This is a genomic window from Asticcacaulis sp. (genome assembly GCF_051956075.1).
Taxonomy (GTDB): Bacteria; Pseudomonadota; Alphaproteobacteria; order Caulobacterales; family Caulobacteraceae; genus Asticcacaulis.
Window position 1 is genome coordinate 92,899 of sequence record NZ_JBQCGA010000047.1, and the last position, 9,858, is coordinate 102,756.

11 protein-coding genes are annotated in these 9,858 nt (G+C 63.3%); 6 read left to right on the forward strand and 5 right to left on the reverse strand.

Going from position 1 to position 9,858, the window contains the following annotated elements:
* Window positions 1–67: 67 nt before the first annotated feature.
* Entirely contained in the window at window positions 68–853 is a 786-nt protein-coding gene (locus ACTHLA_RS12310; RefSeq protein WP_440189518.1) for a sensor histidine kinase, read from the forward strand.
* 93 nt (window positions 854–946) lie between these two features.
* Window positions 947–2,554, forward strand: coding sequence for a hypothetical protein (locus ACTHLA_RS12315; RefSeq protein WP_440189520.1), 1,608 nt, complete (start codon window positions 947–949; stop codon window positions 2,552–2,554).
* A gap of 52 nt (window positions 2,555–2,606) precedes the next feature.
* Here ACTHLA_RS12315 and thrB read toward each other — a convergent pair whose 3' ends face one another.
* Complete coding sequence (gene thrB / locus ACTHLA_RS12320; protein ID WP_440189523.1) at window positions 2,607–3,575, reverse strand: homoserine kinase; 969 nt, start codon at window positions 3,573–3,575, stop codon at window positions 2,607–2,609.
* 193 nt (window positions 3,576–3,768) lie between these two features.
* On the opposite strand from thrB, the gene ACTHLA_RS12325 reads away from it, so the two are divergent.
* On the forward strand, window positions 3,769–4,755 hold the full coding sequence (locus ACTHLA_RS12325; RefSeq protein ID WP_440189526.1) for a cysteine synthase A: 987 nt from the start codon (window positions 3,769–3,771) through the stop codon (window positions 4,753–4,755).
* A gap of 137 nt (window positions 4,756–4,892) precedes the next feature.
* Here the strand turns inward: ACTHLA_RS12325 and gcvA are convergent, their stop codons facing one another.
* A complete protein-coding gene (gcvA, locus tag ACTHLA_RS12330) occupies window positions 4,893–5,855 on the reverse strand; it encodes a transcriptional regulator GcvA (protein WP_440189529.1) in 963 nt (320 codons plus the stop codon).
* Between the two features lie 124 nt (window positions 5,856–5,979).
* Between gcvA and ACTHLA_RS12335 the strand changes: the two genes are divergently transcribed.
* Window positions 5,980–7,068, forward strand: coding sequence for an NAD(P)/FAD-dependent oxidoreductase (locus ACTHLA_RS12335; RefSeq protein WP_440189532.1), 1,089 nt, complete (start codon window positions 5,980–5,982; stop codon window positions 7,066–7,068).
* 127 nt (window positions 7,069–7,195) lie between these two features.
* Here ACTHLA_RS12335 and ACTHLA_RS12340 read toward each other — a convergent pair whose 3' ends face one another.
* From ACTHLA_RS12340 to ACTHLA_RS12350, 3 genes are read right to left on the reverse strand one after another with little or no spacing between them, the layout of a single operon-like run.
* Window positions 7,196–7,582, reverse strand: coding sequence for a type II toxin-antitoxin system VapC family toxin (locus ACTHLA_RS12340; protein ID WP_440189535.1), 387 nt, complete (start codon window positions 7,580–7,582; stop codon window positions 7,196–7,198).
* Complete coding sequence (locus ACTHLA_RS12345; RefSeq protein WP_440189538.1) at window positions 7,579–7,812, reverse strand: type II toxin-antitoxin system Phd/YefM family antitoxin; 234 nt, start codon at window positions 7,810–7,812, stop codon at window positions 7,579–7,581. The genes ACTHLA_RS12340 and ACTHLA_RS12345 overlap by 4 nt, the downstream gene beginning before the upstream one ends.
* Before the next feature lie 36 nt (window positions 7,813–7,848).
* Window positions 7,849–8,292, reverse strand: a complete 444-nt coding sequence (locus tag ACTHLA_RS12350; RefSeq protein ID WP_440189541.1) for a group III truncated hemoglobin — start codon at window positions 8,290–8,292, stop codon at window positions 7,849–7,851.
* A 73-nt stretch (window positions 8,293–8,365) separates the two neighbouring features.
* Here ACTHLA_RS12350 and ACTHLA_RS12355 point away from each other — a divergent pair, with 73 nt between their 5' ends.
* Both ACTHLA_RS12355 and cysG read left to right on the forward strand, forming a co-directional pair.
* The gene (locus tag ACTHLA_RS12355) at window positions 8,366–8,713 is read left to right on the forward strand and encodes a GFA family protein (RefSeq protein WP_440189543.1); all 348 of its coding nucleotides are present in this window, start codon (window positions 8,366–8,368) and stop codon (window positions 8,711–8,713) included.
* A gap of 99 nt (window positions 8,714–8,812) precedes the next feature.
* A partial coding sequence (gene cysG / locus ACTHLA_RS12360) for a siroheme synthase CysG (protein ID WP_440189546.1) occupies window positions 8,813–9,858 on the forward strand: 1,046 nt, incomplete at its 3' end.

A 9,858-nucleotide genomic window follows, 5' to 3' on the forward strand; every position in this document is an offset into this window, starting at 1 on the left:
CTTGTAAGATGGGCGCGCAAAGGGCGAGCGCGACCGGCTCCTATACGCCCTTTCAGGGTAGTTGTGTATGACCTTTCTCCAGCGGCGGGACGCCGATGTCAGCGATGACGTCGGCGCAAAAAACTGGATTCCTCACCCGACGACGCATGACGGCGACGCCGCGCGACGCGCCTTTCTGCGCATGGTCAGCCACGAATTGCGCACGCCGCTCAACAGCATTATCGGCTTCGCCGACATCCTGCACGGCCAGCTCTACGGCCCGCTCGGCTCACCCGAATATGTCGAATATGCAGGCATTATCCGCGACAGCGGCTCGCGGCTTCTGCATCTGTTCAACAACGTGCTGGAATTGATCCGGCTGGAAGGCGGCGGCGGCTTTTCGCCCGCGCCCGAAACCGTGCAGCCGTGGCTGGAAGAGGCCATCGCCCGCCGCCGCGAAGCCGCCGCCGCGCGACAGGTGGAGCTTCGATTGCGTCCGCCTGAAGCGCCCGACAAAGACCCCCTGTCCGCCGTCTTCGATCCCAAGGGACTTTTGACCTGTCTCGACCATCTGATCGGCAACGCCATCGACTTCACCTCTGCGGGCGATGCGGTCGAAATCGCCGCCAGACGCGAAAACCGTCATGTGCTGATCAGCGTCTATAATCGCGGTCCGGCGCCCGCGCCCGAGAAAGTCGAGCGACTGATGCAGCCCTTCGAGCAGGGCGGACAGGTGCTGAACCGCAGTCATGACGGCGCCGGTCTCGGCTGGCCAATCGTGCGTCTGACCGCGCAGGCCATGGGCGGCGAGTTCGGCGTGGCGACGCGCGAGGGCGAGGCGCTCAAGGCCGTGCTGCGCTTTCCGACAGCCTGACGGCGGTGCGCGGTTTCATACCTGCAATATTTTCCGCATAGTCTCGCCCGGATCGGCTGTTAGTCCGAAGACGGATTTCGGGAGGCTTTGTCCATGCGCCAATCTCTGTTCCTCGCCTGCGCCGCTCTGGCGCTGATCGCCGCGCCCGCCTTCGCCCAGATGGGCGGCGGCATGGATGACGGCATGGGCGGAGGCATGGGCGGCCAGAGGGGAGGAGGCCAGATGGGAGGAGGCCAGATGGGAGGAGGCAAGGGCGGCGGTCATCGCGGCGGCGGGCGCGGCGGCGAACAACCTGGCGGCAAGGGCGAAGCGCCCGCCGGACCCAACCGACCCGTCCCGCAGCAACTGCCCGTCGCCATGCGTCTGACCGGCGTGGTCAATATCTTCGGTCAGAGCAAGAACGCCGAAGGCGGAACCATAACCAGCGACAAGCCCGACGTCTCCGCCATCTTCATCAGCCGCGGCGGCGCCCTGACGTTGAAAAACGTCAGTCTCAGCACCAGCGGTCCGGTGTCGCTGATCGACGACAGCCGCGGCAGCGGCCTCGATTCCGCCCTGCTGATCAATCAGGGCGGTCAGGCCGACATGACCGGCGGCAAGATCGCCACGTCCGGCCTCGGCGCCAACGCCGCCTATGCCGCCGGGCCGGGCGCGAAACTCAGTCTGCACAACGTCGCCATCGCCACCACCGCCAGCAACGCCCACGGCGTCGATGCAGTCGACGGCGCAGCGTTTGACGGCTCGGGCCTGACGGTCAGCACAATGGGCGACAACGCCCCCGCCATCGCCAGCCGTCGCGCCCAGCCCATGACCCTGTCCGACCTGACCCTGCACACGGCGGCGTCGGAATCGCCGCTGCTGCTGGCCGAAGGCGATATGAATGTGAGCAACGTCAAAGGCGAGGCCGAGCGCGACGACGGACTGGCCGTGATCGGCCCCCACCGCGTGAGCCTGCAAAATCCCGCCCTGCAGGCCGACGGCTACGCCATCTCCGTCACCGGCGGCGCACAGGGCGCGCGTCCCGGCGGCCCGCAGGAGCCGATGGCCGGGCCACGCATGGCGGGAGCCATGACGGGCTCCATGGCGGGCTCTATGGCGGGCCCAATGCCCGGCGGCGATTATGACAGCGGCGACGATCCCGACTCCGGCAAGGTCAGGCCGGTCACCAGCCTGCTCGCGACGCCCGCCCAGCAGCGTGGCGCGGACATTGCCGTCACCGGCGGATCCTTGCGCGGCGAGCGCGCCGCCCTGGCGGTCAGCAACGCCCACGCCCACATCGTCCTGACCGGCGTAGCGCTGCAAAGCGGCTCCGGCGTGATCCTCAAATCCGCCGCCGGGCAGACCGGCAGTCTGGGCCGCAATGGCGGCGACGCCGATCTGGAGCTGCATGGCGAAACCGTCAGCGGCGATTTCAGCACCGACGCCATCTCCAGCATCCGCGTCTCGCTGCTGGATCAATCGCATCTGACCGGCAAGACCACCGCCAATACCGATGTCACGCTCGATGCGGGCAGCGACTGGACGCTCAACGACGATGCGCATGTCGGCAAGCTGGTCGTCACCGGCCTCGATGCGCCGGACGCCATCAAGAATATCCGCTCCGGCGGCCACACCCTCTATTACGATCCCCACCGCAATCCGTGGCTCGACCACAAGACCTGGCCCCTGCCCGGCGGCGGCCAACTGACCCCGGATATTTAGAGCGCCTTTCGATCTGATGAAATCAGATCGGCGCTCTAAGTTTTTGCTTTGTCTAACCGAAATAGGCGCGCCCATCCGTAATGCCGCGATGATAGTCGAGCCGCCGATAAAAGGCTTCGGGGTCTTTCGGCTTCACCACCCAGCTTGGGTCATGATTCAAGAGGTCATAGAGCCGAGTCAAGGTGAAGCGCACCGCCGAGCCGCGCGCGAACAGGGGCAAGGCGGCGATCTCGGCGTCCGATAAGGGTCGCGTTGCGTGATAGGCGTTGACGAAAGCGGCGATCATCGACGGTTGCGCCTGCCCGCCCGGCGTGAACCCCCAGGCATTGAGCGCCACGGCCAGATCATAGGCGAAAAAATCGGTGCAGGCGTAATAATAGTCGATCACGCCGGTGACCTGACCGTCATCATTCATCAGCACATTGTCAGTGAAATAGTCGGCATGGATGGCGCCGGAAGGTAGATCAGCAGGCCAGCGCGCCTGCAGAAAATCCAGCTCCTCGCGAAACTCCGCCAGTATGGCCTGCGCACGCGGCGAAGACTCGGCCCTCGGTTCGCAGCGTGCGATCAGGTGCGGCCAGACCTGCGGCCCCATCGAATTTTCGCGATATTGCGCAAAATCGCCGCCGATCAGGTGCAGCTTCGCCAGATATTCGCCCGCCGAGGCCGCATGGCGCTCATCGGGATTGCGCGGCCAGCGTCCGGGCAGCCACTTGATCAGCGCGCAAGGCTTGCCGTTGATTTCGCCAAGGCTCGACCCGTCGCGCTTCAGCGCAGGCCCCGGCGCCGGATAGCCCTTCCGGTCGAGATACAGCGTATAGTCCATAAACCACGGCAAGTCGTCCACCGGCGTCGCCGCTTCGAACAGGGTCAGGGCGTAAAGGCCCGTCGTCGTCTCGACCTTGAAATTGGTGTTGGAAACGCCTTCCTCAATCCCTTCAAGATGCACAAGCTCGCCGATGTCGTAGGCGCGCAAATAATCGCGCGCATCCTCCAGCGACACCTGTGTAAAGACGGCCATCCAAGGCTCCCGTTTTCCTCTTGGCCGCAGCTATAGGCGGAACGCAGGCGCCAAGACAAGCGAGTCGTCCTCATGCTGCGCCAAAGAAGCGCTAAAGCGCGCGATTAGAATCCATCGCTTGGTTGCAGACGTCATATTTGTTAGCAAGCTGCCGCCCTTCCCTGCAAAGCCCTCCCCTGCAAAGGATGTCCTCATGCCTGTCGCCCAATCCGTCACCGACCTGATCGGCAACACGCCGCTGATCCGCCTGAAAACCGCTTCGGAGGCGACCGGCTGCGAGATTTACGGCAAGGCCGAATTCCTCAATCCGGGCCAGTCGATCAAGGACCGCGCCGCCTTGTGGATCATCCGCGCGCACGAAGCCTCCGGTGCGCTCAAGCCGGGCGGAACCATTGTCGAAGGCACGGCGGGCAATACCGGCATCGGACTGGCTATGGTCGCCAATGCGCTGGGCTATAAATGCGTGATCGTCATTCCGCGCACCCAGGCGCAGGAAAAGAAAGACGCGATCCGCGCCTTCGGCGCCGAACTGATCGAGGTCGATGCGGCCCCCTATTCCAACCCCAACAACTATGTGCGCTATTCCGGGCGACTAGCGGAGGAGATGGGAGCTGTATGGGCCAATCAGTTCGACAATGTCGCCAATCGTCAGGCGCATATCGACGGCACCGGCCCGGAAATCTGGGCGCAGACCGGCGGCAAGGTCGATGGTTTTATCTGCGCGGTCGGCTCCGGCGGCACGCTGGCCGGGATCGCCGCCTATCTGAGGTCGCAGAACCCGGACGTGCAGATCGGTCTGGCCGACCCTTACGGCGCGGCGCTCTACAGCTATTACACCACCGGCGAGCTGAAATCCGAAGGCGGCTCGATCAGCGAGGGCATCGGTCAGGGCCGCATCACCGCCAATCTCGAAGGCCTGTCAATCGACCGCGCCTATCAGGTCGCCGATGAAGAATGGCTGCCGGTTCTCTATGAGATGATCCAGACCGAAGGCCTATGCCTTGGCACCTCGGCGGCGCTGAACATTGTCGGCGCGATGAAGATGGCGAAAGATATGGGGCCGGGCAAAACCATCGTCACCGTCCTGTGCGACTACGGCAACCGCTATGCGTCCAAGATCTTCAACCCGGCCTTCCTGAAGGACAAGGGCCTGCCGACTCCGCCGTGGATGGCCGCTTAATGCGCGAAAGGGCGTCATATTTTCTGAATTTCCAAAACCTTTTGGTTTTGGCAAGCGCGCCTCATCTTCTTTTGATAGAAGCGACGCGCCCGAGCTTATGCGAGGAAGGCCTGCGCGGCCCAAGCGCGAAAAAAATTTTAAATATCCATGGCTGCAAAGACCGGGCGCTCGCCATCCGTGCGGGCGGGCGCATCCGTCTGGGCGGCCTCGGCGCGCAGCCAGTCCATGAAGCGCACCTGCCCCGGCCCCGGCTCGCGCGTCTGCGGCCAGACCAGATAATAGCCGTATTGCAACGGCGCGTCCTTTTCGTCGAACAGAACCTTGAGCCGTCCGGCCGCCAGATCGGCCTCGGCGATGGTGCGCTTGGCCAGGGCGACGCCGCGGCCCGCCACCGCCGCCTCGATCACCATGGACGACTGGTTGAAGCGCGGCCCACGCGTCGCGTCCACGCCGTCAACGCCGTGCGCCTTCAGCCACATCGCCCAGTCCGGGCAGGACGGATCGGTCTCGAAGCCAACATCATGCAGCAGGACATGGTGCTCCAGATCGGCGGGTTTGCGGATCGGCGCGGCTTCGAACAGAAGCGGCGAACACACCGGCACGACCGCCTCGGCCAGCAGATGCTCGACATGCAGGTTGGGGTAATGCCCGTTGCCGTAGCGCACGGCCAGGTCGATATCGGTGACCGCGAAATCGACCGGGGCCATGTCGGCGCTGACCCAGACGTCGATGTCCGGATTAGCGTCGCTAAACTCGTGCAGGCGCGGCATCAGCCACTTGGCGGCAAAGCTCGGCGCGGCGGAGACGGTGACGCGGCCCTTGGTCACGCCCGCCTTCATCAGCCGCGTAGCCTCGAACATCTTCTCAAAGGCTTCGCGCAAGATTTGCGCCGACGCCTTGCCCGCGTCCGACAGCACCACACGGCGGCCGTCGCGCACGAACAATTCAACGCCGACATGCTCTTCCAGCAGCCGAATCTGCTGCGACACCGCGCCGGGCGTGACGAACAGCTCCTCGGCGGCCTGCTTGAAGCTTTCGTGCCGGGCGGCGGCTTCGAAAACGCGCAATGCGGACAAGGGCGGCAGACGGTCGCGTGACATAATCTGTAGTGCCTCTTAGTTTGCCCTACCGCTTCGCTGCTTGAGGGCCTTCCTTTTAACCGGGCCGTTCTTTATAGCCCTTTTCAGTTTAAGAAAACTATCCGATACGGATTTGGAGACAATTATGAGCGACGGCAACCCCCTTCACCACGTCGAGGCGCTGGAAGCAGGCCAGACCTGGACCACCGACGTGGTGGTGATCGGCGCCGGGCCGGTGGGCCTGTTCAGCGTGTTCGAACTGGGCCTGCTCGACATCAAATGCCATCTGGTCGATATTCTCGACAAGGTCGGCGGCCAGTGCGCCGAGCTTTATCCCGAAAAGCCGATCTATGACATTCCGGCCTGGCCGATCATTTCTGGCGACGACCTGACCAATCGCCTGCTGGAGCAGATTCATCCTTTCGGCGCGAAATACCATCTCGGCGAAATGGCCGTGGCGATCCGCAAGCTCGAAGACGAAGACCTGTGGGAGCTGACCACCGACCAGCAGACGGTGATTCGCGCCAAGTGCATCGTCATCGCGGCGGGCGGCGGTTCGTTCCAGCCGAAAAAGCCGCCGATTCCCGGCATTGACGGCTTTGAAAACCTCGGCGCGGGCAAGGGCGTGCATTACGCCGTGCGCAAGATGGAGGCTTTCCGCGACAAGGAGATCGTCATTTCCGGCGGCGGCGATTCCGCGCTCGACTGGGTGCTGAACCTGCAACCGATCGCGAAAAAAGTCACCCTGATCCACCGCCGCGACGACTTCCGCGCCGCGCCGCATTCGGTCGCCAAGATGCGCGAATTGGTGGCGGAAGGCAAGATGGACCTGGTCATCGCCCAGGCCACGGCGCTGAAGGGCGAGACTTCGCACTATCTTGACGCCGTGCTGATCGAGGACGCCAATGGGGTGGAATCGGAACTGAAGGCCGACGCCTTCCTGCCCTTCTTCGGCCTGACCATGAAGCTGGGGCCGGTGGCCGAATTCGGCCTGAACCTGCATGAGAACCTGATCCCGGTCGATACCGAGAAGTTCGAAACCTCGACGCCGGGCATCTTCGCCATTGGCGACATCAACCACTATCCGGGTAAGCTGAAACTGATCCTGTCCGGCTTCCACGAAGCCGCCCTGATGGCGCAGAAGGCGTTTAAATACGTCTATCCGGACAAGAAGTTGCGCTTCCAGTACACAACCTCATCGTCGGAACTGCAAAAGAAGATGGGCGTGAAATAGTGGGGTTTGGGGCCAGTCGGCCCCAAGACTTCTCCTGTTCATTAAAAAAGCCTCGCCCTTTAAGGGGGAGGTTTTTTTAGTGAATAAATGCAGGTTTGTGAGGGAATTGCCCCCACGCCCCATCATTTCACACCAACCTTACCGGCCCCGGATAGCGCGCCACGGTCGCATCTGAGGTCAGCAGCGTGATCCCCTCATGCTGCGCCTGCGCCACCAGCATACGGTCGAACGGGTCTTTGTGTATCTCCGGCAGCGCATCCACCATGACCGCGTGGGCCGACAGGATCGGCAATTCCTCATAGCCGTTGTCGAGCAGGCCGCGCCGCAACAGGCGCGCATCGACGCGGAAATCGTCACGACCCAAGCCGCTTTTGATCGCGACTTCCCACAGGCTGGCGGCGGTGAACAGAAGCGTATTCGCCTCATCTTCGATCAAACGCGCCGCTTCCACCGGCAATCGTTCCGGCATCCCCGCCGCCCATAACAACAGATGCGTGTCGAGCAGCAGCTTCACAGACCGAACAGCCCGGAAATCTCGCCTTCGCTCATGCGGTCGAAATCGTCCGGCACGCGCAGTTCGCCGCTCAGGAATCCGAGGCGTTTATGCGTTACCGACGCATCGATAGCGGTGAGTTTCGCCACCGGCTTGCCCGCTCTGGCGATGACCACGGCGTCGCCCCTCGCCGCCTGATCGAGCAGACGCGACAAATGGGTCTTGGCTTCGTGAATATTGACGCTGGACATGACCGACCTTATTAAACTTAGTCAAGTCAGCTTAGTCTATTTTTGCGCGCCGCGCAAATCCTGTTCAGGCCGGTAATACAGCCCCAGTTTCAGGCTCTCGCCGATCCGGCTGGCCCGAACCATGAAATATTCGACCGCGCGCTCATCAGGGGCCAGATCGCGCAGGGTCTGCTCGAACAGGTACAGCCATTCGCCGAAATGCGCCGGTTCGATGCCCGGCGTGCGCAAATGCACCTGCATCGGACGTCCGGTATAGACGCCCGCATTGAGCGCCACCGATTGCCAGAACAGTTTGAGTTTCGCCAGATGCTCCGGCCAGTCCTCGACCGCCGCCTCGAACACCGGCCCAAGCCGCGGATGGACGCGCACCCGCGCATAAAATTCATCGACCAGATTTGAAATAAATTCCTCATCGACGCCGATAGCGGCGGCGTCTTCGCGGATTTTGCGGCGGGCTTCAAGGGCGTGTTCAGATCTCATAATCGACCTTTTAGCTCTGCTGACGCAATCTGACCATGCGGCGTCGTGTCCTGTCGCAAAAAGGAGCCCCATCATGCTGCATACCGGAAGCTGCCATTGCGGCGGCATCGCCTTTGAGGTCGAGGGCGCGTTCGACCATGCCTTAAGCTGCAATTGCTCGATCTGCCGCCGCAAAGGTTCTCTGCTGGCCTTTGTTCCGGCGACGGACTTCACCCTGACCACGCCGAAGGACAAGGTCTCGACCTACACCTTCAATAAGCACGTCATCCAGCATCATTTCTGCGCAAACTGCGGCGTGTCCCCTTACGCCGAGGCCACGGCCCCGGACGGAACGCCGACCATCGCGCTCAACCTGCGCTGCGTGCCCGATGTCGATCTCGACGCCCTGACGATCAAACACTGGGACGGGGCCAGCCATTAGAGTCAGTTGATCTAAACCTTCCTGCAAATAAGCATCGCTTTTCCATGCACGGGTGAAAGCTTACAAAGGCAGCCTCGGTCTCCCGGAGTCGCTGTCATCATGCTGGCCCTGCCCCTTTCCCTGCCCTTGACGGGTAAGCGCGTCGCGCTGATCGGCGAAGGCGCGTGGCTGACGCGCAAGCTGAACCTTTTGCGCCGCACGCCTGCGGAACTCAGCATCTATGCGCCGTTCGGACTGAGTGGCGAAACCGTTGAGCAGCGCTGGCCCGAAGCCGCCGACCTCGCCGACGCCGCCCTGATTGTGGTGGCGTTCGAGGATCGCGACCTGGCGATGCGCGCCGCCGCCATTGCGCGTCAGACGCGCGCGGTGCTGAACGTGGTCGATTATCCCGACCTCAGCGACGTCCACTTCCCGGCCATCGTCGATCGCGGCGCCTTGAGCATCGGCATCGCTTCGGGCGGAACCGCGCCGGTGCTGGCGCGTGAGACGCGCCGCCGCATCGAAGCCGCCATCCCGCCGTCCGAAACCCATGTCGCGGACTTCGCCGAAGCCTTAAGCGCGCCCTTGCGCGAACGCTTCACGAATGTCGATGAGCGCCGCCGCGTCTGGGAGCAGGTGCTGGCCTCCCCCGCCGCAGAGACGGCGCGCGCGGGCCGTGTTGACGAAGCCGTGGTGCAGGCATTGCAGGCTGTCGAAAGCCATGCGCCCCGTAAAGGCGTCGTGCATCTGGTCGGGGCAGGCCCCGGCGATCCGGAGCTTCTCACTCTCAAGGCGCTGCGCCTTCTCTCGGAAGCCGACGTGATTGTCTATGACCGGCTGGTCGGCGACGGCATTATGGATCTGGCCCGTCGCGACGCCGACCGGCTCTATGTCGGCAAACAACGCTCCAACCATTCCGTGCCGCAGGAGCAGATTCACGACCTGTTGCTGGAGCAGGCCCGCCTTGGCAAGCGCGTCGTGCGCCTCAAGGGTGGCGATCCGTTCGTCTTCGGCCGTGGCGGCGAGGAGGTCGAAGCCCTGCGCGCCGCCGGGATCGAAGTGCATATCGTGCCCGGCATTACGGCGGCGCTCGGCTGCGCGGCCTCGGCGGGCGTGCCGCTGACCCATCGCGACCACGCCCAGAGCGTCACCTTCATCACCGGCCA